The following is a 24,480-nucleotide window of genomic DNA, read 5'->3' as shown; positions in this document are numbered from 1 at the left end:
AAGGGAAGACGCTGGCGTGCGCGGGTGATGGCATCGAAAAAGTCGGTGGTTTGCTTAGCGGGAGCGGAGGAGGCGATCAGGAGGGGGGCGAGGTCGCGTTGCTGGGCGGCTTGGGTGAAGTTAGACTAAGAGCCGACGTCCCAATGCGCGCGAACGCGCCACTGGCGCCTGCAGCCTCTACGCGCCAGCTCCGTTATGAGCTGCGCTGGCAAGGTTCTGCGCAACCTTCCCCCCCTGGGAGCAGTCTCAGCAATAGGGAGCGAGGGCGGGATGGCTCTGTTTGCCGATTATGAATCGTCCCCCGATCAGCCCTTCTGGCGGCAGCTCGTCGAGGAGGTGCGGGAGTGGATGCATCCCACTCCACGGCCGGAACTGCAGCTTGAGTCGAAGCCGATTCCTGTCAAAGACATCTGGAGTCATGAGCAGCGCACGCGGCAGCGCATCATCTCGGTAGCGATTCATGTTGCGGTGATCGCTGTCATCCTGTTGCCCATCTGGCACGCCGTTCACCTGCCCGTGCAAAAGCAGGAGCAGGCGGAGCTGATTCCCACTCTCTTCGCGCCCGGGGGATCGCTGCCGAAAATGCACCGCCTGGCGGGCGGCGGCACGCCGGTGCACTTGCCGGCGCCCCCGACCCTGCAGGCGGTGGATGCGCAGGCGCAGCCGGTGTCGGCGCCGTTGCAGCTCATGCCGGCGACGGCGGAGGCCAATGTGCCACTGCCGGCGTTCGGCAATCTCGGCCCCGTTGCCGGGCCTCCGGGCACGAGCTTCGGCCACAGTGGCGCCGGCCCGGGCGGGCCGGGCAACAGCCCTTCCGGCGGAGGTGACTGCGTGAGTGGCCTGTGTGAGCCGGGCGGCGATGTGAGCGAACCTATTCCGATTTATGAGCCCAACCCGGAGTACTCTGACGCCGCCCGCCGCGCAAAATTTCAGGGTACGGTAATCGTGGCGGTCATCATTGGCACCGACGGCCACGTGCACGATCCCAAGGTGATTCGCCGGGTGGGCCTCGGGCTGGACCAGAAAGCGGTGCAAGCGGTTACACTTTGGCGCTTTCGTCCGGCCATGAAAAACGGCCGCCCAGTGCGGGTTTTGGCCGATATTGAAGTGAATTTCCGGCTGTTCTAGCGGCTCGCCACTTTATGCCGCACAGACCGACCGGCCGATAACCCACTTCCAGGGCGAATTCTCATTTCGCGCAACGCCAACATGATATCCTTCGTATAAAGCAGTGGGAAGGCAGTCCACACCGGCTGTCCAAAGGATCAAGTTGCATGGCCGACCAGCGCAACGCGCCCGCCAACGGGCCTTCTGACGAAATCTTTCACCTGGAGCAGGAATCGGCTCTCAAGGAGTTCTGGGCGCGTATCAAGGAGACCATCCGTCCGCCCAAGGCTCCGGAGTTGGTGCTGGAGTCGAAGCCGATTCCGGTTAAGGACATTTGGTCGCCGCCGCAGCCGCTCTCCAGCCGGCTCAAATCGCTGGGCATTCACGTCGCGGTCATCGTCATTGTCCTGCTACCCTTCTGGCGGCCCGTGCGCGCCAAGGTGGAGAAGGCGCTGACGGTGCAATCGATTTATCTCCCCTCCGCGCTCGAGCCGGTAAAGGCGGTTCCGGTCCGGATGATCCGGCTTTCCGGCGGCGGCGCGCCGGTCTTGAATGCACCCAAGAAGGTTCAGACGCCGCATCCCAACCCGGTCAACATCACGCCCACGCTGCTGGCGCCGGTGATGGCGCAATCGCTGCCCTCGTTCGGTTCGCTGGGCCCGATTTCCGGGCCGCCCGGTTCGGGTGGTGGCGTGAATGGCGGCCCGGGCGGCATGGGCCGCGGCTCGGCCGGAGGCACCTGCACCGGTCCGGATTGCGTGGAGGCGGGATCAGTGGCCGCCTCTGCGCCGGTGGGCATTTACGAACCCGACCCGGAGTACACCGACGCCGCGCGCAAGGCCCGCTTCCAGGGCACCTGCGTGCTGTCGGTGGTGATTGGCTCCGATGGACGTGTGAGCGATCCCAAGGTTGTGCAACCGCTGGGCCTGGGCCTCGACCAGAAGGCCTTGCAGGCGGTGCTCCGCTGGCGATTCCAGCCCGCGCGCGACAAGCACGGCAAACCCATCGCCGTCGTTGCCCAGATCGAAGTCAACTTCCATTTGTACTAGCCGCACAGATCCCCATGGCTGCTGCCCAAACTTCCGATTGGAAAACGCGCGTGGTTCGGGGCAGTTTTCCCGACCGCCGCTTCGACGTGGAGTTCTGGCAGGCGCAAGGGGACGAGGCAATCTTTGCTGCCGCCTGGGATCTCGTGCTCGCGGCTGAGGAAATCCGCCATGGCAGCCAACCCACATTTCAGCGAACTGTTACTTCGGTTCAACGAACAAGAGGCTGAGTACCTCGTCGTTGGCGGCTACGCGCTGATGAAGTACAGCGAGCCGCGCTTCACCATTGACTGGCGCGGGGCCTGGCGTGGCTGCGCCACGCCACCCACTTGACGCTCGGCCGGGCTGGGGGCCCCGGAGCCCCCGCCCGGCCGGGTCCGCGCCCGGTGGTTTGCCGGGGACGAGCCGCCATTGCATGAGTTTTGCAGACTTCCGCGCCGACTTGGCCCACAGTTCCAACGGCGCGGCCTCCGCGTAAGGACCTGGACCTCTGGATCAACAACTCAGCCCGGAACGCGGAGCAGGTGTACGCCGCCCTGGCCGCTTTCGGAGCGCCGCTGCAAAAGGACGGCCTCACGTCCGAGGATTTCTCCAGCCCGAATCTCATCTATCAAATTGGCATTGCTCCGGTGAGAGTTGACGTCATGACCCAGATCAGCGGCGTTTTGTTCGCGGAGGCATGGCCCCGGCGCGTCGCCGCCGTTGCCGGCTGACGTTGCGGGGAACGCTGGATTTGCTGGTGATGAAAACCGTGTCGCTGGGGCCGCAGTATGGCCGCGGCATTCTGCGGCGGTCGAGCAGATTCTCGGCGGCGGCCGAAGTGGGAGCGGCTTCTCCGCATGACGAAGCCGCACACGATCCGGGCCGTCGGCCTATAGCTGGTCTGGTTTTAATTCTAGCGGCTGGCGAGGGAGGCGGCGGGGACTTCTTCCGGAGGAGCCACAACCGCGGCGGCGCGGCGGCGGGGGAAGCGGCCCTGGAAGATGGACAGGAAGCCGGTGGTGAAGTAGCCGACGACGAAGAGCAGGACAAAGGGGATGGTCAGATAGTTTTCCATCTGCCAGGCGTAGACCGTCACCGCCAGAAAGACGCAGCCGAGCACCAGCTCGATCACCGGCGACCAGCCTACCTTGCGTTTATATTTCTTTTTCTTGACCACCGAGGCCTGCTCGTCGGCGCGGGACTCGATGTGGAATTTGGGGGTGCGCTTGAAGGAGCTCTTGATGCCGAGCAGCGCCTCCATCACCGCGCGCGAATTGGTCACCGTCAGGCCGATGCCGATGGCCATCACCATGGGGATGTAGAACAGCGTCGAGAACCATTTGCGGGGATAGAGCTCACGCTGCGAGGCCAGATAAAACGAGGAGATGGAGCAGGTGGAGGCGATGAACAGCGGCAGGTCGATGTAGAGCATCTGAAACCAGCCCTGATAGAAGCGCACGATCATGGCGGGCAGAAGGAGCGCGCACAACAGGATCATCAGCGGATAGCTGATGTTGTTGGTCAGATGGCACCAGGCTTCGATCTTGTGGTGGGCATCGACGTCTTTGCGGCGCAGCAGGCGCGGCAGGATTTTTTTCGAGACCTGGATCAGGCCTTTCGCCCAGCGTGCCTGCTGGACTTTGAAGGCGTTCATATCGACCGGAAGCTCGGAGGGGCAGACCACATGCGGCAGGTAAGTGAACTTCCAGCCGCAGAGCTGGGCGCGGTAGCTGAGGTCGGTGTCTTCGGTGAGAGTGTCGTGCTGCCAGCCGCCGGCTTCGCCGATGGCCTGGCGACGCCAGACGCCCGCGGTGCCGTTGAAGTTGAAGTACAGATCGGCGCGATGGCGTCCGCCGTGCTCCATCACGAAGTGGCCGTCGAGCAGAATGGCCTCGACGCGCGTCAGCCAGGAGTAATCGCGGTTGATGTAGCCCCAGCGGGTCTGCACCATGCCGAGCTTGGGGTCGGTGAAGTAGTCGACGGTTTGGCGCAGGAAATCGGCAGGCGGGACGAAGTCGGCGTCAAAGATGGCGATCAGCTCGCCGCGCGCGACTTTCATGCCGGCATCGAGCGCACCCGCTTTGAAGCCGCTGCGGTTGGTGCGGTGGATGTAGGTAATGGGAGCGCCGGCGGCAGCCGCACGCTCGACCGCGGCGCGGGCGACGAGCTGGGTTTCGTCGGTGGAGTCGTCGAGGAGTTGAATCTCCAACCGGTCGCGCGGGTAGTCGAGCTTGCAGATGGATTCGACCAAGCGCTCGACGACGAACTGCTCGTTGTAGATGGGCAACTGCACCGTGACCACGGGCAGATCGGCGAAGCGGTGGGCGGGCTCGCGGGTTTCGCGTTTCCGGTACTTGTAGTACAGGAAAACCAGCGAATAGCGATGGAAGCCGTAGCCCGCGAGGATGCCCAGCACCACAAAGTAGGGAATCAGCAGCGCCATATCGAAGCCGTTGGCCTGATAGAGCGGCAGGTTCGCCTGGCCGACGGTGAAGGTGCGGTTCAGAAGCTGGGTATGGATGTAGTGAAGCAGGCCGCTCTGCTGCTGCGCGCCGGTCTGCCAGAGACTCAGATAGCCGAAGAGGGCAAGTGTTAGGCTATTAAAGCCTGTGGGAAAGCTTGCTGTCCGATCACGCGTACTGACTCTCATTGCACTGGCCGTCCTGCTGGAGGCCATTTTTGGCGTCCTACTGTGGCGCGCCGCTACGCAGCCGGCGCCCTTGCCGCAGTTTCTGCTTTGGTTCTCCGCAGCAGGAATAGTTTACCTGATTGCCGTATTCACGGTGGTGCGCCAGGGCACAGGCGCCGCTTTGGGCCGCCGGTCACTCTGGTTTATCTTTCTGACGGCGACTGTGTTCCGGCTGACGCTGCTGCCGCTTACGCCGGCGCTATCGCACCAGCTTTGGCGGGTACATTGGGACGGCAAGATCGCCCACGCCGGCTTCAACCCCTACATTTACGCGCCCAACAACAGCCTGCTTAGCCCCATCCGCACGGCTGTCGATGCCGCCGTGCCGGCGCAAAACCGGGCGGCTGTGCAACCGCCGCTGGCGGAATTACTCTTTCACTGGACTTACAACTGGTTTCCCGGCTTGCGGCCGGGAAAGATCGTTTTTGTGGCTGCGGATCTGCTTTTGCTTGTGCTGCTGATCCGCATGCTGCGGCGGCGCAAGCTGCCGGCGGAATGGGTGCTGATTTATGCCTGGTCGCCGCTGGCGATCTTCGAAGTGGCCGGCGAGGGGCACATCGCGCCGGTGGCGGCGCTGCTGGCGCTGCTGGCGCTGGGCTGGAGCGAGCACCGCGCGCGCTCGGCCGGCGTGGCCGCCGCTGCAGCCGCGCTCAGCTTGTGGTACGCGATCACGCTGGTGCCGCTGGTCATTGTGAGGGCGGGGAAGCGCTGGGGGCGCGCGCTGCGCTGGGCCATTGCGTGCGCGGTGGTGCTGTCGCTGCCCTACTGGTTTGCGAGCAGCCGGTTCGTGCTGGGGGATATTGTGCGCAACCTGCGGGCGGCTGTGGCTGTCGCCGCACCGTTTAATGCCAGCGTGTATGCGCTGCTGCATGCCGCATGGGGCGCGCACGCGGCGGCCGTGGTCTCGACGCTATTGGTGCTGGCGGCGATCGTGTTCCTCTCTGTGCGCCGAATCGAGCCGCTGCGCGGCGCGCTCTGGATTCTGACGGTGCTGCTGCTGGTGCTGCCACAGATGCAGCCCTGGTTTGTGCTGTGGCTGCTGCCGCTGGTGGTGTTTTTCCCCGAACCCGCCTGGATTTATTTCTCCGTGGCGGTGCCCTGGGCCTACCTGATGGGACGGCAACCGGGTTGGACCATGGTTGAGTATGTGCCGCTCTACGCCTTGCTGGGCTGGCAGCTCTGGCGGGAGTCGCGACGCTCTGCCGCGAGCGACGTGCAAGTCCAGGGTGCAACTTCGTGAGCGGAGAGCGGTTTGTGGTGCTGGCTTCGGCGTCGCCGCGCCGGCGCGAGCTGCTTGAGGCGGCGGGCTGGCGGGTTGAGGTGCGGCCGGCCGATGTGGACGAGAGCCAGCTCGCGGATGAGCCCGCTGCCGATTACGTGCTGCGTTTGGCCCGCGCCAAAGCGCGCGCCATTGCACCGCAAGTTGCAGGCGTGGGCGTGCTGGGCGCGGACACGACGGTGGTGCTGGGCGATGTGTTGCTGGCCAAGCCGGCCGATGCTGCCGAGGCCCGCGCCATGCTGACGAAGCTTTCCGGCCGGGTGCATGAGGTGCTGACGGGCGTCTGCCTGATTTATGGCGGGGCGGAGGCAGCAGCGGTCGAGGCCACGCGCGTCCAGTTCGCGGCGCTACCGCCGGAAGAAATCGACGCATACGTTGCCAGCGGCGAGCCGGAGGGCAAGGCGGGCGCCTACGCCATTCAGGGGCGCGCGGCCTGCTTCATTCCGCGCATTGAAGGCTCGTATTCCAACGTCGTTGGTTTACCCTTGGCTCTCGTCTATCAGCTTTGGCGGCAGTTCAGAATTCCACCATGCGGGCTGTGAACCGAGTTTGCGCATTCTCCTAAAATAGGGGCATTGGATCCACGGTTCGAGTAGTAATTGAACAGGCCGCATCGGTCATGCCCAAGCGCAAAAAGTCGCGTCCACCCTCGGCCGCCAAGCTCGTCAAGACGATGGCGCGGGCGCACATTGGTCCGGTGCCGCCGGAGCAGGCCGTGCCCGACCAGCGCCGCAAGCCGGAAAAACACAAGCATGATCTACGGCGCGAACCGGACAGCGAATGAGGAAAAGTCGTCAGTCATCAGTCATCAGTCATCCGTCGTGCGTGGCGAACGTTGAGGGCGAATTCGAGCGGCGATACTTTGAAGACTCTGATTTCCCGCCGGGGCTGAAGGGCGGGGATGAGGTCCGGGGGTATGGCTACTACCCGAATTATTTCCCGGTGGTGGAGGCGCAACTGGCCACGCTGGTGGAGTTGACGGGGGCACGCAGTCTGCTGGATGTCGGCTGCGGTAAGGGAGCGCTGGCTGGGTACGCGCGGCAGCATTGGGGCGTGAGGGCGACCGGCGTGGATCGCAGCCGCCATGCCACGCACATCGCGCGGCGCGCGACTGGGGGCAGGATGACGGCTCGCGCGGATTGCGCGCGGCTGCCGTTTGGCGATGGCCGGTTCGATCTGGTGTATTGCAACGGGGTTTTGCAGTATTTGGAGGCGGGCGCGGCGCGGGCGGCGCTGGGCGAGATCGCGCGGCTGGCGCGGCGGGCCGCTTTTGTCTCTAACATCGCCGCCGCGCAGCGGCAGAGCGAGTGGGGGCAGCGCGACCACCTCACGCGGCTGTATCTGCGGCCGCGCCAGTGGGCCGGACTGTTGCAGGCAGCACAGCCACCGGCGAGTCCGCTGCGCGTGGCGCCGCTGCCGTTTGAAGGCGAATCGGCGGTGCTGCTCTACGATGCCGCGGCACTGGGTGCGGCCTTTCCGCTGCGTTTTGTGGAGCTGGCGGTGGAACGCATGCGGCGTCTGGGGGCGCTTGCGCGCACGCCGCCTGGCCTTGCGGGCTGGCGCGATGAGATTAGCCGGCGACGCGAGCGAGGATAAGGGTGATGTCGTCGGACTGTTCGGCGGTGCCGCTCCAGTCGAGCACGGCGCTGAGGACGGTGTCGAGGATTTCCTGCAGCGGCCGGGCGCGGTGCAGCTCCAGCATTTGCAGCAGACGCGCTTCGCCGAACTCGACGCCGTATTCGTTTTCCGGCTCGGTGACGCCGTCGCTCCAGGCAGCGAGCAGGTCGCCGGACTCAAACTGCAGGCGGCCGAGCTCGAAGTGGACGTCGTCAAACAGGCCGGCGACCATGCCGCCGCGCTCCAGCCGGCGCACGCCGCCGCCGCCGATGACCGCAGGCGGCAGATGGCCGGCGTTGGTGTAGCGCAGCGAGCAGTCGTTGGCGTCGTAGACGGCGTAGAACAAGGTCACGTATTTTTCCGGCGGGGTGGAGTGGTAGAGCTGGTGGTTCAGCCGCTCCAGCAACTGCACTGGGTCGACCGGGTCAGTGCCGTTGGCGGGTAGGGCCATCCCGCGTACCCCCGCAGCCGCACCCACAGCGCGGTCGGCGAGGCTGGGCTGGTAGGCGCGCACCGCGGAGACGATGGTGGCCATCAGCAGGGCGGCGGAAATGCCCTTGCCGGAAATATCGCCCAGCGCCAGACTCAGGCTGGTGGGGCTCAACTGCTGAAAGTCGAAGTAGTCGCCACTGACGACGCGCGCCGGCAGGCAGCGGCCGGCGATTTCCAGGCCCGCGATTTGCGGCGGCGTGCGCGGAAACAACTGGGCCTGCACTTCCTGCGCGATGGCCAGTTCATTCTCCAGATTCTGCTTCTGCCGTTGCTCCGCCAGCAGGCGCTCGATGGAGGCGGTCATGGTATTGAAGCTGTGCGCCAGCGCCGCCAACTGATCGCGGGTGCGCACCCGGATGCGGTAGTCGAACTGGCCGCGATTGACGTGTTCGGTGCCGACATAAAGGTCGTTGACGGCGCCGGTGATGACGCGGGTCATGCGGATGCCGGCAATGAAGGAGAAAAATTCAATGATCAGGAAGCCGACGGCAACGATGGCCAGCACCAGCAGCGGCCAGCGCGTGCGCTGCACCGGACCGGCGCTGTCCTGGAAGCTGGCGAACAACTGATCGTTGAGCAGCGAGGGCCGGGTGGTCACGGTGGCGATGGCAGTCTCGGCGGCGCCAGTCTGCCAGTCGGTCACCGGGATAAAGGCGAAGCTGCTGATGCGGATGTCAAAGGCGCTGCTGGCGGGCCGCAGCGGCGCCTGGCTGGCCAGATCGCCCGGCCCGGTGGCAGCCGTGCCGGTCACGGTGGCGAAGCCCAGGTGCAGAGAGACCAGCCCCAAGGGCTTGGCCAGGGTGTCGAGGTTGCTGGTTGAAAGGGCGTACAGCGTCAGGACCTGTTTGGGCTGGTTGGCGGACTCGCCGAAGCTGGCAATGGCGTAGCGGCCGTTGCGAACGATCAGGCCGACGAAGCCCTTCTGCAGCCACTTGGGCGGGCCGCCGAAGCGCTCGGAGGCCGGCGTGAGCGCCTTGCCACCGCTGTAGAAAAACGAGCGCACGCCGCCAAAGCCACGGGGGAAGTAGTAGCTGGCGTAGTAACGGCTCAAGCCCGGTGCATCGCTGATGCGGCCGGGATTGCGGTCCAGCTCGCGCACGGTGAGGGCATTTACCGCGCCTACGTTACGCGTGTGGTCGTTGAGCTCGTTGAGCAGCAGGTAGGAGGCGTACTGGCCATAAAACATGTAGGCGCCGATGGCCAGCATGCCGGCGATCAGCAGCACCGGCACCACGCCCATGAAGACATAGGCGAGGATGAGCCGGTTGCGCAGCAGCCAGAGGGTTTCGGTGGCGAGGAGGTGTACCACGCGCACCAGCAAGAGAAACACGGCGATGGAAAAGGCCGCCCGGAATAGCCCAAAGCCGCTGAGGGTGGCGTGGCCGAAAAACGCGGGCAGGCCCAACAGGAGCGTCAGGACGCCAAGGCCAGCGGTGACTTTGAAGAGCACCGAATGCCGCAACTCCAGCAGCAGCCGCGCGGTGCGGGCGCGGGCATGGGCGGCGCTCGCCTGAGGCGGCCCGGTCGGGTTGGATTGGGTCTCCGGCGTCGCCATCCTGCTGATTCTAGCGTAGCCGATGCGGCGGCTCGCGCCGCATTAAGAGCAGTTTTAGCTTAGTTGTGTCCCGCTCTGGTCGAGTGCGTGCGGCTTTTCTTGGTGAAAAACCGCATGCGGTACGCCCGGTACGGGCTACAGCGATGCTAAAACTGCTCTAGCTGGGCTTCGCCTGTAAACGACGCACGCTAAGCCGAGGCGATCGCTTCCGCAGTCTCGGCGCGGCGGGAGTGGGCCGCACGGCATTGCGCGCAGTAGCCGCCGACCTCCAGCCGGGTGACCCGCAACTCAAAGCCGGTGCGCGTGGCCAGCTCCAGCTTCAGCCAGTCGAGCAGGGGCGTGGCGCATTCGAGGATGCGGCCGCAGTTCAGGCAGGCGAGATGGACATGATCGCCGCGGGTGCGCGCCTCGTAGTAATGTTTTTCGCCTTGCAGGTGCATCAGGTCGAGCTCGTCGATCAGCCGGTGCCGCTTCAACAGCTCGACGGTGCGGTAGACCGTAGCGCGATCGACATTGACGCCCTTGGCGCGGGCGCGCTCCAGCAGGGCGCTGGCGTCGAGGTGCTCGTTGGCCTCCTGGATCACTTCAACCACCGCCCGCCGCTGTGACGTCAGCCGGATGCCTTTGGCTTTGAGTTCTCCCAGCAGAGAGCGCCGGTCGAAGGAGTGCGCCATTAGCGGCGAAGAGGCGATGGCGCTGTCCAGTTCCCGGCGGCCGGGTTTGGAAGCATCGCGAATGACCGCATCGCAGAACATATCGGTAGTGTGCGCTTACGTAGCGAGAGCGTCAACTGTACGACTGCCAATTATGCGGAGCTGTCGCATAACCGAACAGCGATGACATGCGACAGATTCGCGCTTGCAGGTTAAGCCCAGTGTGCGGCGATCACCGCCTCCATGTCAAGGGGAAAAAAAGAAGGGGACCCGCCGGCGCGAGCCCCCTTCGCCTCACACATGAAGACGGCGGATTAATGCTTGCCGACGGCCCCGGGAATTGAGGCGGTGGCCTTCTGCAGTTTGCGCTGCACTTCGCTGTGCTTGCGGCCGTACGTGAAGTAGATGACGAGCCCAATGGCCAGCCAGACCAGGAAGGCCTCCTTGGTCAGTGGGGTGAGCTCCCAGATCAGGCCGACCGAAATCAGCACGCCAATGATGGGGACCACGGGCACCCAGGGCGTGCGGAAGGGCCGCTCCAAGTTGGGTTCGCGAACGCGCATGGCCCAGACGCTGGCGCAGACGATGGCAAAAGCGGTGAGGGTGCCGATGTTGGTGAGGTCGGCGAGCTTATCCACCGGGAAGAAGGCGGCGACGACGGCGACGCAGATGCCGACCACGGCGCTGGAAACGTAAGGCGTGCGGAATTTCTTGTGAATCTTGCTGGCCCATTTGAACAGCAGACCATCGCCCGACATGGTGTAGAAGACGCGCGACTGGCCCAGCAACATGACCAGCATGGTGGAGGTCAGGCCGCAAATGGCGCCGACGTCGATCAGCACCTCGCCCCAGGTGAGGCCGGTATGGTGTACGCCGATGGCCAGCGAATCGGGCACGTTCAGAATCGAGTAGGGCACCAGGCCGGTGAGCAGGCCGCCCACCAGGATATAGAGAATGGTGCAGACGATGAGGGAGCCGAGAATGCCGATGGGCATGTCCTTCTGCGGGTTTTTGGCTTCCTGCGCGGCGGTGGAAACGGCGTCAAAGCCGATATAGGCGAAGAAAATGAAGGCGGCGCCTTTAAAGACGCCCGACCATCCGAAGGGCATGAAAGAAGGAGTGGTCCAGTTGTGGACGGCGGTGTTCCAGCCGTGGACGTTGAGGAAGACGATGGCGATGCCGACGAACACCAGCAGCACCGAAACCTTGATGACCACGATGGCGGTGTTGATGTTGGCGGATTCGGAGATGCCGATGATCAGAATCGCGGTGACCATCAAAATGCCGAGAAACGCCAGAATATTAAAGTGCGCGACCGCATGGGGAGCGGTGAGGGCGGCGATTTTTTCGCTGCCGGCGAGCGACATCAGGGGCTTCCAGATGCCGCCGACGAGGGCGACTTCAGTGCCGGGCGCGGCGGACAGGGCGGGAGGAATGTTGATGCCCAAGGTGTGCAACAGGCTATTGATATAGCCGGACCAGCCCACGGCGACGGTGGCGGCGCCAAAGGCGTACTCCATGATCAGCGCCCAGCCGATGATCCAGGCGACGATTTCGCCCAGCGCGGTGTAGCCGTAACTGTAGGCGCTGCCGGCGATGGGGATGGCGGCGGCGAATTCGGCGTAGCAAATGCCGGCAAAGGCGCTGGCAATAGCGGCGACGATGAAGCTGAGCACCACCGCCGGGCCGGCGTAGATGGCGGCAGCGGGGCCGACCAGCACGAAAATGCCGGTGCCGATGATAGCGCCAATGCCCAGCGTGATCAGGTTAAAGGGACCGAGGGTGCGCTTGAGGCCGCTCTTTTCCCCTTCCGTTTCCGCCAGCATGGCGTGGACGTCTTTGCGTGCGAGTAGGTTCATGCCCATAAATTTGTTCCTAGCTTACCTTAGCTGAAGCAGGAGCGTTGCTCTCCGGCGGCTTGTTCCTGCGCCGCCAGATGTAAAACACCGGAACTCCAATCAACACCAGAATGAGGCCGCTGCCCGAGTAGCGGGGAAAAACCCACAGCACTACGGCAGCGAAAAACGCTGCCAGCAGAATATAGATTGCCGGCAGCCAGGGATAGGCGATGACTTTATAGGGCCGCTCCAGATGCGGCTGCTTGCGGCGCAGCACGAACAGGCTGCTGATGGTCAGAATGTAAAAGATGAACTCGGTGAACATCACATAGTTCAACAAATCGGTGTAGGTGCCCGACAGGCAGAGCCCGCACGCCCAGATGCCCTGAATCCAAAGCGCGGTCGCGGGCACGTGGCGGGCGTTGAGCGTCGCCGCCTTGCGGAAAAACAGGCCGTCTTTGGCCATCGCCTGGAACACGCGCGGGCCGGCCAGGATCAGGCCGTTGGTGCAGCCGAAGGTCGAGATCAGGATGGCGGCTGCAATCAGCACCGCGCCGGTGTGGCCGTAGAGGGCGCCCAACATCGCGGAGGCCACGCGATCTTCGGGTGCGTGCGCGATTTCGTTGAAATGCAACACGCACAAATACGCGAGGTTGGCCAGCAGGTACAGCACGGTCACGGTAATGGTGCCGATGGCCAGCGACAGCGGCAGATTGCGGCGCGGATTTTTTATCTCGCCGGCAGTGTAGGTGACGTTGTTCCAGGAGTCGGAGGAGAATAGCGAACCGACGAGGGCCGCAAATACGGCCACGATGGTGGCCGTGGAGACCAGCTTGCCATTCGCCGCGCCCGTCAGGTTGTAGAGGCCGTGACCCCAGAAGCCCGAGAAGAAGTCATGCCAGAAGTGGGCGAAGTTGGCTTCAATGACGGAGACATTGCGCGCGATCACCAGGCCCAGCAGAATGAGACCGGCGAGGGCGATGATCTTGGCGAAGGTAAAGACGTTCTGCACCAGCGCGCCTGACTTTACGCCACGCGTGTTCAGCCAGGTGAGAAACAGAATGACGGCAATCGCCACCAGCTCCTCGGGATTGATGCCCAGTCCGAAGATGTGCATGAAGGGGGCGTCGGAAATCGCGTGTGGGTAGAGCACGCCGAGGTACTTGGCGAAAGCGACGCAGACTGCGGCGATGGTGCCGGTCTGAATGACCAGAAACAGCGTCCAGCCGAATAGAAAGCCCCAGAGCGAGCCCAGCGCTTCGCGCAGGTAGACGTACTGCCCGCCGGCTTGCGGCATGGCGGCCGCCAGCTCGCCGTAGCAGAGCGCGCCCATCAGCGTCATGATGCCGGTGATTACCCAGACCAGCATCAGCAAGCCGGGCGAGCCGACTTCGCGCGCAATCTCGGGGGAAACAACAAAAATGCCCGAGCCGATCATGATGCCCATCACGATGGTGGTGGCGCTGGTCAGCCCCAGGGCTTTGACGGTGCCGGAGCCGGTGTCGGCGGCGTTTTGGGGAGAGGCGCGATCGGTGGCCATGCGGGTGAGCTCGGCTGGGCTTGCCAGCCTGGTTTGCTTGCTGTGGGGGACTATAGAATTAAACCCGCGCAAACGCAAGCAGGAATTGCCTCGCAGCACTGATAGGATCGTCGGCCGACCACAGGCCCGAGATGACTGCCACTGCATCCGCCCCCGCCCGCCAGACGGCGGCGCAGTTGTGGAGTTGAATGCCGCCGATGGCGACGAGGGGCTTGTCCGTCAACTCGCGCATGGCACGCACCATGGTGCAACCCACCACCGGGTCGGGGTTGCGCTTGGTGCGGGTTGGGTAAATGGGGCCGATGGCGAGGTAGTCGGGATTCATGGCCATGGTGGCGCGCGCCTGTTCCAGCGAGTGCGTGGAAGCGCCCACCCGCCAATGTGGCTCGCCACTATTTGCCCTGGTCGCTCCCGTTGGTCGCTTGGAGTGCGCGCTTCGATTGCCGGCAGGGTCCGCCCGCTGGCGCTCGGGGCTCCTCCAAGCTGCCGCCAGATGAAGCGCGCGGACCGTGGTGACGGGCAGATCGTCCTGGCCGACGTGCACGCCTGCGGCGCCGGACAGAAGCGCGATATCGGCGCGATCGTTGATGATGAGCTGCGGCACCACGGCTGCGAGCCGCTGCGCGAGATCCAGAAATTCGCGGTCGGGCAGACACTTGGCCCGAAGCTGCTGCAAATCGAGGCCGAGCGCGGCAAATCGCTGCGCGCAGGCCACCAGATCATGGCCGCCGGCAGCGGCCGCTTCCACGTCCAGAATCGGGTACAACGGCTGCACGGTTCAAGCTGATGGCTGATGGCTGACGGCAGACTGCTTCTTGACCGGCATGAAGCGGTCCATGAAGGCAGTGGAAAGCCGCCCGGCCTGAAAATCCGCTTCCGCCAGGATCTTCTTATGCAGTGGAATCGAAGTCTCGATGCCCTGCACCACGAACATATCGAGCGCGCGCTGCATGCGGGCAATCGCCTCACTGCGGTCGTTGCCGTAGGCCACGAGCTTGGCCACCAGCGAGTCGTAATAGGGTGGCACTACGCCTTCGGCGTACATGTAGGAATCCACGCGGATGCCGATGCCGCCGGGCAGATTGAGCGCCGTCACTTTGCCGGCCGAGGGCGTGAAGTTAACCGGGTTTTCGGCGTTGATGCGGCACTCGATGGCATGGCCGTGCGGCAGCAGACCGGTCTGGCCCTTGGGCACGGTCAGGATGTTCTCCAGCTTTTCACCCGCGGCCACGCGGATTTGCGCTTTCACCAGATCGACGCCGGTGACCATCTCGGTGACGGCATGCTCGACCTGCAGGCGGGTGTTCATCTCGATGAAGTAGAGCGCGCCGCTTTTGTCCATCAGAAACTCGATCGTGCCCGCATTGGTGTAGCCAATGTTGACCATGGCTTCGGTCACGATCTTACCCATCTTTTGCCGCAGTTCGGGGGCCACCGCGGTGGAGGGAGATTCTTCGACCAGCTTCTGGTGGCGGCGCTGGATGCTGCACTCGCGTTCGCCCAGGTGAATGACGCGGCCGTGCTCATCGCCCAGAATCTGGAACTCGATATGGCGCGGTTCGACGACCAGTTTTTCCATGTAGAGGTCGCCGCAGCCGAAGGCGTTGGCGGCTTCGGTCTGCGCCGCCGAAAACAGGCTGGGCAGCTCCTCGGGCGAGCGCACCATGCGCATACCGCGGCCGCCGCCGCCCGCGGAAGCTTTGATCATCACCGGGTAGCCGATGTCTTCGGCCACTTTCAGCGCTTGCGCCGCGTCTGCCAGCACGCCATCCGAGCCGGGGAGGATCGGGATGCCGGCCTTTTTGGCGGCCGCGCGCGCCCGCTCCTTCTCGCCCATCACCCGGATCACTTCCGGCCGGGGGCCGATGAACTTGATATGGCTGGTTTCGCACACTTCTGCGAAATTGGCGTTCTCAGACAGGAAGCCGTAGCCGGGATGGATCGCATCCACGTTGGTGATTTCCGCGGCGCTGACCACGGCAGGCACGTTCAGATAGCTTTGCGCCGGGCGCGGCGGACCGACGCAGATGGCTTCGTCGGCAAAGCGCACGTGCAGGGCATGGCGGTCGGCCTCCGAGTAAATGGCCACGGTCCGGATGCCCATTTCCTTGCAGGCGCAGATCACGCGCACGGCGATCTCGCCCCGGTTGGCGATCAGAATTTTCTTGAACATGGAAACAACTCTGTCTAATTGCTGGGCCGGAGCAGCAGCAGCGGCTGGCCGAACTCGACCGGCTGGCCGTTGGAGACCAGCTTTTTGATTATCGTGCCCCCCTGCTCGGCTTCAATTTCGTTCATCAACTTCATGGCCTCGATGATGCAGAGCACCTGGCCGGACGAGACGGTGTCGCCTATATGCACAAATTCGGGCGCACCGGGCGCGGGCGCGTCGTAGTAGGTGCCGACGATGGGCGAGGTGATGGTGAGGAGACCGGTCTCTTCGGTGGGAGCGGGGACAGAACTGGACGGTTGAGGCCCTGCTTCGCGCTCTGCGCTACGCAGGGCGCTAGCGCCGCCTACAGCCGGTGCTAGCGGTGGGGGCACGGGCGTTGCGGCGCTGCGGCGAATACGGATGCGGCGGCCTTCTTCTTCCAACTCGAATTCGTCAATCTGTTTTTCGATTAACGTGTCGATGAGTTTGTTGATGGCGTCAAGGTCCATGGATGGGGTTCTCTTGGGTAGCAAAGGCATGAGCCTTCTATTTTAAAGAACGATGAGGTCTTTGGGGGTAGGAGTCAATACTTTTGCCCCCTGCGCGGTCACCAGCACAACGTCTTCTATGCGTACCCCGCCCCAGCCGGGGATGTAGACGCCGGGTTCGATCGTGACCACCTGGCCGGTTTGCAAACGGTCGTTTTCGCCCGTTGCGGTTGAGGCAATGCGGGGCGCTTCGTGAATTTCCAGGCCCACGCCATGACCGGTGGAATGGGGGAAATAACGGGCGAAGCCCGCTTGCCGCAATACCGACCGCGCGGCGGCATCGACGGTGGCGCCGGTGACACCGGGCCGCACCGCGGCAATGGCGGCAAGCTGGGCTTCGAGCACGGCGCGATACACGGTCTGCGCTTTGCGGTCCGGCCGGCCCAGATGCACGGTGCGCGTCATGTCACTGTGGTATCCGGCGAGGACGACGCCGTAGTCCATCACCACAAAGTGGCTCGCCACTTTTTGCCCTGGTCGCTCCCGTTGGTCGCTTGGAGCGCGGGCTTCGAATCCCGGCAGGGTCCGCCCGCTGGCGTTCCGGGCTCCTCCAAGCTGCCGCCGGCCGCGGTGCGGCAGCGGCTGCCGGCCCGGCTGAGCATGTACCAGCGCGCCATGGGCGCCCCCGGCCAGAATGGTCTCGAACGCCAGGCCTTCGCCTCCGGCGCGGCGCAGATTGAACTCCAGCCATCCGGCCAGCTCCGTTTCTGAAACGCCCGGCCGGCAGCGCTTGAGGGTTGGCGCGAACGCCGAAGAGGCCAGCCGGACCGCGCGCTCGATGGCTTCGATTTCTTCCGGATCCTTGACGGCGCGCAATGGTTCGATCCAGCCGCTGGCAGACTTCAGCCCCGCCGCCCGGCCGCTCCAGCTTGCGAGCCAGCGGGAGCGTTGGGTGACGGTGACGTGGTCGCTATCCAGGCCGACGCGCTTGAGCTTGGCTGCTTTGGCGGCAGCCGCCTTCCACAGATCGCCTTTCGGAGGAACTACAACCGACGCGCCCATCACCTCCGTGCGTGCCTGCTCGCGGTAGCGGCCATCGGTAAAAAGAATCGTTTGCGTGGGGGCCAGTAGCAGCAGTGCGTTCGAGCCGCTGAAGCCGCACAGATAGCGGACGTTCGGCAGGTGGGAGATCAGCAGCGCCTCGACGCCGCCGCGCTCCATCCGCTGACGTGCTCTGGCCTGCCTCTTTCGATATTGCATGTCCGTTATCCTATCCCACCAAAGCTCCGGGGCATCCCAGCGGAAGTGGCATCGGCGGTTTCACCGGCAGAGTTGCAGCGCCGCGAGCGCGCCTACCGCGAGCGTGCGGTAACGCACACCGGCGATCGGCGGGTGCGCTATCAGTGGCGAATCGAGCTGGAGGCAGTCATGCGCCGCTTGCAGCCGCGGCCCGGCATGCGGGTGCTCGATGCCGGCTGCGGTGTCGGCCGGATGAGCTGCGCGGCGCTGCGCCGCGGCGCCGAAGTCGTGTCGCTCGACTTCGCGCTCAGCCGCATGCGGTATTTGCGCACCCAGGCGCCAAAGGGTTCGCGTCCCGAGCCTTGCCAGGCCGATTTGGGCCATTTGCCGCTGGCCGAAAGATCGTTTGACGCGGTGCTCTGCACCCAGGTGCTCGAGCACATCCCTGAGCCTGCGGCCCGGCGCGCGTTGCTGCGGGATTTTGCGCGGCTGCTGCGGCCTGGCGGCCGTTGCCTGCTGACGGTTTATAACTTCAACCAGCCCATCCGGCGCCGGGGCGCGCCACGCGAGGGTATCCACGACAGCGGTATCTTCTTTCATTGTTACGAAGCGGATGAATTGCGCGACGACCTGACTCCGAGCTTCGAGGTGCTGGAAGTGTGCGGCCTCATCCACCTGCTGCCCCACACCTGGCGCTGGTTCCCGCTCCTGGGCCCACTCGCCCGCACCATCGACCACCGCCTCGAGCGCGCCTCTGCCTTCAGCAGCGACTGGGGGCATCTGCTGCTGGCGCACGCGCGCGTCAGCCGACGATGAACATGAGGGGGCCGAGCGCGACTTCGCAGGCGGCAATGCTGCGGAAGTTCTCGATTTGGACCCGGCGGATGAACGGCGGCACCATGGCTAGATTCTAGCCCCGCGCTGACCTAGCCGTGGTGTTCGCCCAAATACTTCTCGGCTTCCATGGCGGCCATGCAGCCGCTGCCGGCGGCGGTGATGGCCTGGCGGTAGCGGCGGTCCTGCACGTCGCCGGAGGCGTAGACGCCGGGAATGGGCGTGTGCACGTAATCGGTGGTCACCAGGTAGCCAGCGGCGTCGGTGGGAAGCTGGCCAACGAAGGGCTTGGTGTTGGGCTCGTGGCCGATGCCGAGGAAGACGGCCGCCGTGGGCAGCTCCCATTGCCGTTTGCTGTCGTTGGTGGACTCGAGGCGGATGGCGCTGACTTCTTTCCTGGCGGGATCGAGTACTTCGGTGATCGCGGCGCCGGTGACCCAGCGGATTTTTTCATGCGCGCGGGCGCGGTCGAGCATGATTTTCGAGGCGCGGAACTCGTCGCGGCGATGGACAATTGTGACCGAAGAGGCGAAGCGGGTGAGGAACAGCGCCTCTTCCATGGCCGAGTCGCCACCGCCGACAACGACAATGTCTTTGCCGCGGAAGAAGAAGCCGTCGCAGGTGGCGCAGCTTGAGACCCCATGGCCGATCAGCGCCTGTTCGCTCTCCAGACCCAACCAGCGCGCGCGTGCGCCGCTGGCGATGATGAGCGAGCGGGTGCGCAGCGGCTCCGGCTGATCGTCGAGCGTCAACTCAATCGGCTGCTGTTTGAGCTTGGCGGCGATGACGTCCCCGGAGACAAACGTCGTGCCAAACGAGGTGGCCTGAGCGCGCATGTTTTCGATCAACTGCGGGCCCTGGATGCCTTCGGGGAAGCCTGGAAAATTCTCAACCAGTGTCGTCAGGCTCAACTGGCCGCCGCTCTCGTGGCCTTCGACCACGAGCGGCTCCAGCCCCGCGCGGCCACAGTAAATGGCCGCCGTCAGCCCGGAGCAGCCCGATCCCAGGATCACCACGTTGCGTGTAGTCGCCATAGTGTGCTCGAATGGTTAGACTAACACTCCGTAGTGCGAAAGGATCATCCGCGCATCATGCCGACTGCTGCCCAATCCGGTCTTTACGCCCATTTTTCAACTTCCCAGGGCGATTTCACGGCGCGTCTGTTCGAGCAGGAAGCGCCAAACACGGTCGCCAATTTTGTCGGGCTGGCGGAAGGCAGCAAAGAATTCAGCGATCCGAAGTCGGGCGCGAAGACCAAGCGCCCGTTCTACGACGGCTTGATTTTTCACCGCGTCATCCCGGACTTCATGATTCAGGGCGGCTGCCCGCAGGGCACGGGCACCGGCGGGCCGGGCTATAAGTTCGGCGACGAATTTCACCCCAGCCTCAACCATTCCCAGCCGGGCATGCTCTCGATGGCCAATGCCGGCCCGGGCACCAACGGTTCGCAGTTTTTTGTGACGGTAGCGCCCACGACCTGGCTCGACCGCAAGCACAGCGTGTTCGGGCAAGTGGTGGAAGGCTACGATGTCGTCGAGAAGATTTCTAAAACGCCGCGCGATGGACAGGACCGTCCCAAGATCCCGGTTGTGATGCACAAGGTCACCATCGAGCGCGTCGGCTAGTTCGCGCATTGTCCGCGTCAGATGTCTCCGCTTTCACCGAAGTGGCAATTCAAGCTGAACCGCCTGCGTAACCGCTGGGAACAGTGGAAGGGCGGACTGCGCCAGACCGAGCAGGCGGTTACTGCGACCAACAAGATGTGCCCCTCCTGCCGCGCCTTTGTGCCGCGCGGCAAAGCCGTGTGCCCGTATTGCGGGCAGCGGCTCAAAGTGTTCGGCACCGGCCCCACCGGCAAGCTGCTGAAGCGCGCCATGCCGAGCGCGGTTCCGGTGACCGGCATTCTGATTCTCGCCAACTTCGTAATGTTCATCATCGAGTATGCGGTGAGCGGTGTTCCGCTGCTGACGCACCTGATGTCGAGCCCCAGCGGTGCAGCGACCATGCGGCTGGGCGAAAGCCTGCCGCTGGGCTATCTGGTGCTGCCTTCGCCCTACCACGCCCAGTACTGGCGCTGGATCACGGCGTGCTTTCTGCACGCCGGCATCCTGCATATTGGTTTCAACATGTGGGCGCTGTACGACATCGGGCAGATCGTGGAATCGTTTTACGGGGGCGCGAAGTTCCTGTTTCTGTACATCGTCACCGGCATTTTCGGCTACATCGTTTCCAGCTATTGCGGCTACGTCAGCCTGGGGGCGTCGGGGGCTATTTTCGGCATTTTGGGCGTGATGATCGCCTACGGTGTGCGCCGCAGCCACACCGCCCAAGGCCGCGAGCTGCGCAGTGTCGCGATGCGCTGGGCGATTTACGCGCTGATTCTCGCCTTCGTGATTCCGCACGTCGACAACGCTGCGCACCTCGGCGGTCTAGCCGCCGGCTTCGCGCTGGGCATGCTGGTGGGCGATGATCCCCCGCTCACCGAAGCGCAAACGCGGCGCTGGGCCGTGGTGGCGATGGTGGTGATCGCGGTCGTGGTCGTGGCGTTTTATCTCATGGCGACCTGGACACACCTGCCGCGGGTGTGAGGCCTACGGCAGCATCTCCAAGGCGGGGTGGCGCCCGGAGCTCGAACGCATACGCAAAGGCGAATCGAAAGTCCATACGGCCGCCGAGGTGAAGGCCGAGCTTGGCCTGGACGATTGAGTACACCGATGCTGCAAGCCGGCAGTTGCGGAAGCTCAACCGCACGGCAGCGCAGCGGATCTATCGCTATTTATCGGCGATTATCGAATTATTGCCGAGCTGCAGCACCATGTATTGACGGTGCTGGTATTGCAAGTCGGGCACCGGCGAGAGATTTACCCTCGCGGCTCGTGAAGTCTGCGGATGCGAATGGTTACCCTTCGTAATCGTCGGCGAGGTTTTCGAAGCGGGTGAAGTCGCGCAGGAAGGCGAGCTTGATCATGCCGGTGGGGCCGTTGCGCTGCTTTTCAATCAGGATCTCGGCTTTGCCCTGATCGTCGCTGCCTTTGTTATAAACTTCGTCGCGGTAGATGAACATCACCAGGTCGGCGTCCTGCTCGATGGCGCCGGATTCGCGCAGATCGCTGAGCATGGGCCGGTGCGAGCCGGTGCGCTGCTCGGGTGCGCGGCTTAACTGCGAGAGCACGATGACGGGGCAGTTCAGCTCCTTGGCGAGAATTTTCAGGCCGCGCGACATGGCGGAGACTTCGAGGTTGCGGTTCTCGGCGCGGCCGCTGGAGCCCATCAACTGCAGGTAGTCGAGCGCCACCAGATCGAGTTTGCGCGGCGGATTCTGGGCGGCCAGCTCGGCCGCCAGGCGGCGGCACTTGGCGCGCATCGTGGCGAGGTCGATGCCGGAGGTGTCGTCAATGTAAATGGCGGCCTGCGCCAGCTTGCCAGCCACATCGGTGAGGGCGGCGATGTCCTCGCGGCCGAGATAGCCGCTGCGCAACTTTTTGGCGTTGACGCGGGCCTCGGAGCAGAGAATGCGCAGCACGAGCTGCACTTTCGACATTTCCAGCGAGAACACCGCCGCAGTTTTGCCGTAGCGCAGGCCGGCGTTGGTGACGATGTTCATGGCGAAACTGGTCTTGCCCATGGAGGGGCGGCCGGCGATGATGACCAAATCCGATGGCTGCAGGCCGGTGGTGATCTCATCGAGTCTTTCAAAGCCGGTGTGCAGGCCGCTGATCTCCTGGCCGTGCAACTGGTCGAGCTTGGCGATGATGTCGCCGGTGAGGTCGCTGACGCTGGTCAGCCCCTCCTGCACGCGGTCGACGGCGATGGCGAAGATGCGCTGCTGCGCCAGCTCCAGCACGGCGTCGCCGGTTTCGCCGGCGAGCACCGCCTGGGTCATCTCCTGCGCGACGCCCAGGAGCTCGCGCTCGACCGAACGTGCCTTGACGATGCGGGCGTAATGCTCGGCGTTGAGGGTGCGCGGCAGCCCTTCGGTGAGCGTGGTGAGGTAGAGATGGCCGCCGACGGCTTCGAGGTCATGCTGCCGCTCCAGCTCCTCGCCCAGCGTAATGAAGTCGATGGCGACGCTTTTCGACGCCAGTTCGCGCATGGCGCGGTAGATTTTGCGGTGGGCATCGAGATGAAAATCATCCGGCGTGAGCACGTCGGCGGTGGAGAAATAGTGGAAGCTGTCGAGCAGGATGGCGCCCAGCACCGACCGCTCCGCGGTGACGTTGGAGGGCAAACCTTTTTCCGCGAGCTGATCCGCAATCGCCATGAGCGAGCATAGTACGCCTTGCGGCCCTGTGGATGCCACTGTGAATTACTGTGCAAACCGGCGAAAGTTTGCGGAAATCCTGTGCAGGGTTTGGGCTGCGGAAGCAGATGAGGCTGCGTTCTATCGGCCGCGAACAGCTTCGATGAATTCGTCGACCGAACTGTAACCGAGCCGCGCGAAGCTGCGGGCACGGCGGCCTTTCCAGTCGGCGAAACCGAGGTTCTGGCGAAGGTTCGTCAGAACAATGGCGTCACCCATTAGTTGAAGATCGAGCGGGTGCTGTGGCCCGAAGCCGAATTGCTCGCGGATGCGCTTGGGGATGGTGATGCGCCCGCGTCTGTCGACTTTCATGTTTTCAGTATGAGCGCCGGCGAAGTCGGCCGGGCGGATAGCGTATTCTATTGGCTTCCTGCATGGTCTATTCGCTGCATTTTGTGGCTGTGTTGTTTGCTGCGGCGGTGTGCGCGGGCTTTCTGGGCGCGCTGCTCGGGGTGGGCGGCGGCATCTTCATCGTGCCGGCGCTGGTGCTGGCCTTTCATTTGCCCATCAAGATTGCCGTGGCTGCCAGTCTGGTGTCGGTCATCGCCACCAGCAACGCCGGCGGTTCGAGCTATGTCGAGCAGCACATCACCAACGTGCGGCTGGGCATGTTTCTGGAAGTGGCGACCACCATCGGCGCGCTGAGCGGCAGCGTGCTGGCGCTGTACCTGAAGGAATGGGTGATGCTGCTGCTGTTTACGGTGCTGCTGGCCTACATGGCCTGGACGGCGTTTGTGACGCGCAAAATGGATGACCAGCGCATCGCCGCCGGAACCTACGTGCTGGCGGCGCCCGACGCCTGGTCGGAGCGGCTGGAGCTGAGCGGCCGCTACCATGATGAGGCGCTCGACCGCGAGGTCACCTACGTCGTCAACGGCAGCGGCACCGGCATGATCATCTCCTATCTGGCGGGCGTCGCGAGCGGCCTGCTGGGCGTGGGCGGCGGCGTGCTCAAGGTCTCGGCCATGAACCGCTACATGAACGTGCCCATGAAGGCCGCGGTCGGCACCAGCAAGATGATGATCGGGGTCACCGCCGCGGTCGGCTCGATTCTGTTTTACCTGGCCGGACTCATTCATTTTTATGTGGTCGCGCCGGTGGCGCTGGGCACGACCACGGGCGCGACGCTGGGCACGCTGGTGATGAACCGGCTGAAGTCGGTCGTCCTCAAGCGCATCTTCACCGTCCTGATGTTGTATCTGGCCTACGGCATGCTGGTGAAAGCGCTGGCGCTGCGCTTCCATATTCAACTGCCGAGTCTGGGGAGCTGAGATGGCGAGTCCCGAACCCCACATTCACGAAGCCCCGGCCAACGTTTACGCCGTCGTCTATAAGGCGCTGCTGTGGGGCATGGTCATCTCCTCGGCGCTGTTCGCGCTGGGGGTGGTGCTCTCGCTGCGCCGCCATATGGTCATCTCCCTCAGGCCGATGGCGGCGGTGAGCTGGAGCCAGTTCTGGCGCGGACTGCTCCACCTCGATCCGACCGAGCTCATGCAGTTGGCGACCATTGTGCTGATTCTCACGCCGGTGTCGCGCGTGGTGGTGGCCCTGCTCACTTTCTGGGTGGACCGCGACCGCAAGTTCGTGCTGGTCTGCGGCACAGTGCTGGGCGTTATTGTGCTGACGGTGATTCTCGGCCGCCTGGGGCTGCACTGATCAGCGATCAGCC

At 64.1% G+C, this 24,480-nt stretch carries 23 protein-coding genes and 1 pseudogene; 12 read left to right on the top strand and 12 right to left on the bottom strand.

All coding sequences use genetic code 11. The features are described 5' to 3' along the window. Positions 1–195: 195 nt before the first annotated feature. From EPN33_14200 to EPN33_14190, 3 genes are all read left to right on the top strand, one after another. Positions 196–1,128 (top strand): energy transducer TonB, encoded by a 933-nt coding sequence (locus EPN33_14200; GenBank protein TAN20932.1) that lies wholly within the window; start codon positions 196–198, stop codon positions 1,126–1,128. Positions 1,129–1,274: 146 nt separating this feature from the next. Further along, positions 1,275–2,156 (top strand): energy transducer TonB, encoded by an 882-nt coding sequence (locus tag EPN33_14195; protein ID TAN20931.1) that lies wholly within the window; start codon positions 1,275–1,277, stop codon positions 2,154–2,156. 521 nt (positions 2,157–2,677) lie between these two features. Then, positions 2,678–2,866 (top strand): hypothetical protein, encoded by a 189-nt coding sequence (locus tag EPN33_14190; protein TAN20930.1) that lies wholly within the window; start codon positions 2,678–2,680, stop codon positions 2,864–2,866. A 182-nt stretch (positions 2,867–3,048) separates the two neighbouring features. Here the strand turns inward: EPN33_14190 and EPN33_14185 are convergent, their stop codons facing one another. Continuing rightward, the gene (locus tag EPN33_14185; protein ID TAN20929.1) at positions 3,049–4,785 is read right to left on the bottom strand and encodes a glycosyltransferase; all 1,737 of its coding nucleotides are present in this window, start codon (positions 4,783–4,785) and stop codon (positions 3,049–3,051) included. Here EPN33_14185 and EPN33_14180 point away from each other — a divergent pair. The 3 genes from EPN33_14180 (at position 4,745) to EPN33_14170 (ending at position 7,699) form a co-directional block, all read left to right on the top strand. After that, positions 4,745–6,064, top strand: a complete 1,320-nt coding sequence (locus EPN33_14180; protein TAN20928.1) for a hypothetical protein — start codon at positions 4,745–4,747, stop codon at positions 6,062–6,064. The two genes, EPN33_14185 and EPN33_14180, sit on opposite strands and share 41 nt — an antisense overlap. 14 nt (positions 6,065–6,078) lie before the next feature. Next, positions 6,079–6,645, top strand: coding sequence for a septum formation inhibitor Maf (locus tag EPN33_14175; GenBank protein ID TAN20966.1), 567 nt, complete (start codon positions 6,079–6,081; stop codon positions 6,643–6,645). Positions 6,646–6,883: 238 nt separating this feature from the next. Then, the gene (locus EPN33_14170) at positions 6,884–7,699 is read left to right on the top strand and encodes a class I SAM-dependent methyltransferase (protein ID TAN20927.1); all 816 of its coding nucleotides are present in this window, start codon (positions 6,884–6,886) and stop codon (positions 7,697–7,699) included. On the opposite strand, the gene EPN33_14165 is transcribed toward EPN33_14170, so the two are convergent. From EPN33_14165 to EPN33_14130, 8 genes are all read right to left on the bottom strand, one after another. Continuing rightward, complete coding sequence (locus EPN33_14165; protein TAN20926.1) at positions 7,674–9,767, bottom strand: HAMP domain-containing protein; 2,094 nt, start codon at positions 9,765–9,767, stop codon at positions 7,674–7,676. The two genes, EPN33_14170 and EPN33_14165, sit on opposite strands and share 26 nt — an antisense overlap. 188 nt (positions 9,768–9,955) lie before the next feature. Further along, complete coding sequence (locus EPN33_14160; protein ID TAN20925.1) at positions 9,956–10,522, bottom strand: transcriptional repressor; 567 nt, start codon at positions 10,520–10,522, stop codon at positions 9,956–9,958. Positions 10,523–10,734: 212 nt separating this feature from the next. Continuing rightward, a complete protein-coding gene (locus tag EPN33_14155; protein ID TAN20924.1) occupies positions 10,735–12,279 on the bottom strand; it encodes an amino acid permease in 1,545 nt (514 codons plus the stop codon). 16 nt (positions 12,280–12,295) lie between these two features. Then, entirely contained in the window at positions 12,296–13,798 is a 1,503-nt protein-coding gene (locus EPN33_14150; protein TAN20923.1) for an amino acid permease, read from the bottom strand. A gap of 58 nt (positions 13,799–13,856) precedes the next feature. Then, positions 13,857–14,573, bottom strand: a complete 717-nt coding sequence (locus EPN33_14145; GenBank protein TAN20922.1) for a thiamine phosphate synthase — start codon at positions 14,571–14,573, stop codon at positions 13,857–13,859. Positions 14,574–14,576: 3 nt separating this feature from the next. Further along, entirely contained in the window at positions 14,577–15,971 is a 1,395-nt protein-coding gene (accC, locus tag EPN33_14140) for an acetyl-CoA carboxylase biotin carboxylase subunit (GenBank protein ID TAN20921.1), read from the bottom strand. 14 nt (positions 15,972–15,985) lie between these two features. After that, positions 15,986–16,459 carry an acetyl-CoA carboxylase biotin carboxyl carrier protein gene (gene accB / locus EPN33_14135; protein TAN20920.1) on the bottom strand — a complete coding sequence of 158 codons (474 nt, stop codon included), beginning with the start codon at positions 16,457–16,459 and terminating at the stop codon, positions 15,986–15,988. A gap of 42 nt (positions 16,460–16,501) precedes the next feature. Then, on the bottom strand, positions 16,502–17,698 hold the full coding sequence (locus EPN33_14130; GenBank protein TAN20919.1) for an aminopeptidase P family protein: 1,197 nt from the start codon (positions 17,696–17,698) through the stop codon (positions 16,502–16,504). Positions 17,699–17,743: 45 nt separating this feature from the next. Between EPN33_14130 and EPN33_14125 the strand changes: the two genes are divergently transcribed. After that, a complete protein-coding gene (locus EPN33_14125) occupies positions 17,744–18,493 on the top strand; it encodes a class I SAM-dependent methyltransferase (GenBank protein TAN20918.1) in 750 nt (249 codons plus the stop codon). Positions 18,494–18,603: 110 nt separating this feature from the next. Here EPN33_14125 and trxB read toward each other — a convergent pair whose 3' ends face one another. Then, positions 18,604–19,545: a thioredoxin-disulfide reductase gene (gene trxB / locus EPN33_14120; GenBank protein ID TAN20917.1), complete on the bottom strand. Its 942-nt coding sequence runs from the start codon at positions 19,543–19,545 to the stop codon at positions 18,604–18,606. A 57-nt stretch (positions 19,546–19,602) separates the two neighbouring features. Here trxB and EPN33_14115 point away from each other — a divergent pair, with 57 nt between their 5' ends. From EPN33_14115 to EPN33_14105, 3 genes and pseudogenes are all read left to right on the top strand, one after another. Then, positions 19,603–20,136, top strand: a complete 534-nt coding sequence (locus EPN33_14115; protein TAN20916.1) for a peptidylprolyl isomerase — start codon at positions 19,603–19,605, stop codon at positions 20,134–20,136. 21 nt (positions 20,137–20,157) lie between these two features. Next, the gene (locus tag EPN33_14110; protein TAN20915.1) at positions 20,158–21,099 is read left to right on the top strand and encodes a rhomboid family intramembrane serine protease; all 942 of its coding nucleotides are present in this window, start codon (positions 20,158–20,160) and stop codon (positions 21,097–21,099) included. A 101-nt stretch (positions 21,100–21,200) separates the two neighbouring features. Further along, a pseudogene (locus EPN33_14105) lies at positions 21,201–21,391 on the top strand (type II toxin-antitoxin system RelE/ParE family toxin). Positions 21,392–21,410: 19 nt separating this feature from the next. Here the strand turns inward: EPN33_14105 and dnaB are convergent. Both dnaB and EPN33_14095 read right to left on the bottom strand, forming a co-directional pair. Beyond that, positions 21,411–22,772: a replicative DNA helicase gene (dnaB, locus tag EPN33_14100; GenBank protein ID TAN20914.1), complete on the bottom strand. Its 1,362-nt coding sequence runs from the start codon at positions 22,770–22,772 to the stop codon at positions 21,411–21,413. A 120-nt stretch (positions 22,773–22,892) separates the two neighbouring features. Continuing rightward, positions 22,893–23,123, bottom strand: a complete 231-nt coding sequence (locus EPN33_14095) for an AbrB/MazE/SpoVT family DNA-binding domain-containing protein (protein ID TAN20913.1) — start codon at positions 23,121–23,123, stop codon at positions 22,893–22,895. Between the two features lie 62 nt (positions 23,124–23,185). On the opposite strand from EPN33_14095, the gene EPN33_14090 reads away from it, so the two are divergent. Together EPN33_14090 and EPN33_14085 are read left to right on the top strand one after the other, a co-directional pair. Next, positions 23,186–24,082, top strand: a complete 897-nt coding sequence (locus EPN33_14090; GenBank protein ID TAN20912.1) for a sulfite exporter TauE/SafE family protein — start codon at positions 23,186–23,188, stop codon at positions 24,080–24,082. Between the two features lies 1 nt (position 24,083). Further along, positions 24,084–24,467 (top strand): DUF1634 domain-containing protein, encoded by a 384-nt coding sequence (locus EPN33_14085; GenBank protein ID TAN20911.1) that lies wholly within the window; start codon positions 24,084–24,086, stop codon positions 24,465–24,467. Positions 24,468–24,480 lie beyond the last annotated feature (13 nt).

This window comes from Acidobacteriota bacterium, assembly GCA_004299485.1.
GTDB lineage: Bacteria > Acidobacteriota > Terriglobia > Terriglobales > SCQP01 > SCQP01.
The sequence above is the reverse complement of the archived record's forward strand: the minus strand, read 5'-3'. Positions and strand labels throughout refer to the sequence as shown.

Bases quoted from the DNA above. Each gene is read 5' to 3' on its own strand.
- accC (TAN20921.1), bottom strand. From the start codon at position 15,971: ATGTTCAAGAAAATTCTGATCGCCAACCGGGGCGAGATCGCCGTGCGC.
- EPN33_14085 (TAN20911.1), top strand. From the start codon at position 24,084: ATGGCGAGTCCCGAACCCCACATTCACGAAGCCCCGGCCAACGTTTAC.
- EPN33_14170 (TAN20927.1), top strand. From the start codon at position 6,884: ATGAGGAAAAGTCGTCAGTCATCAGTCATCAGTCATCCGTCGTGCGTG.
- EPN33_14150 (TAN20923.1), bottom strand. From the start codon at position 13,798: ATGGCCACCGATCGCGCCTCTCCCCAAAACGCCGCCGACACCGGCTCC.
- EPN33_14110 (TAN20915.1), top strand. From the start codon at position 20,158: ATGTCTCCGCTTTCACCGAAGTGGCAATTCAAGCTGAACCGCCTGCGT.
- EPN33_14200 (TAN20932.1), top strand. From the start codon at position 196: ATGAGCTGCGCTGGCAAGGTTCTGCGCAACCTTCCCCCCCTGGGAGCA.
- EPN33_14155 (TAN20924.1), bottom strand. From the start codon at position 12,279: ATGAACCTACTCGCACGCAAAGACGTCCACGCCATGCTGGCGGAAACG.
- EPN33_14195 (TAN20931.1), top strand. From the start codon at position 1,275: ATGGCCGACCAGCGCAACGCGCCCGCCAACGGGCCTTCTGACGAAATC.
- EPN33_14165 (TAN20926.1), bottom strand. From the start codon at position 9,767: ATGGCGACGCCGGAGACCCAATCCAACCCGACCGGGCCGCCTCAGGCG.
- EPN33_14090 (TAN20912.1), top strand. From the start codon at position 23,186: ATGGTCTATTCGCTGCATTTTGTGGCTGTGTTGTTTGCTGCGGCGGTG.
- EPN33_14115 (TAN20916.1), top strand. From the start codon at position 19,603: ATGCCGACTGCTGCCCAATCCGGTCTTTACGCCCATTTTTCAACTTCC.
- EPN33_14185 (TAN20929.1), bottom strand. From the start codon at position 4,785: ATGAGAGTCAGTACGCGTGATCGGACAGCAAGCTTTCCCACAGGCTTT.
- trxB (TAN20917.1), bottom strand. From the start codon at position 19,545: ATGGCGACTACACGCAACGTGGTGATCCTGGGATCGGGCTGCTCCGGG.
- dnaB (TAN20914.1), bottom strand. From the start codon at position 22,772: ATGGCGATTGCGGATCAGCTCGCGGAAAAAGGTTTGCCCTCCAACGTC.
- EPN33_14130 (TAN20919.1), bottom strand. From the start codon at position 17,698: ATGCAATATCGAAAGAGGCAGGCCAGAGCACGTCAGCGGATGGAGCGC.
- EPN33_14160 (TAN20925.1), bottom strand. From the start codon at position 10,522: ATGTTCTGCGATGCGGTCATTCGCGATGCTTCCAAACCCGGCCGCCGG.
- EPN33_14095 (TAN20913.1), bottom strand. From the start codon at position 23,123: ATGAAAGTCGACAGACGCGGGCGCATCACCATCCCCAAGCGCATCCGC.
- accB (TAN20920.1), bottom strand. From the start codon at position 16,459: ATGGACCTTGACGCCATCAACAAACTCATCGACACGTTAATCGAAAAA.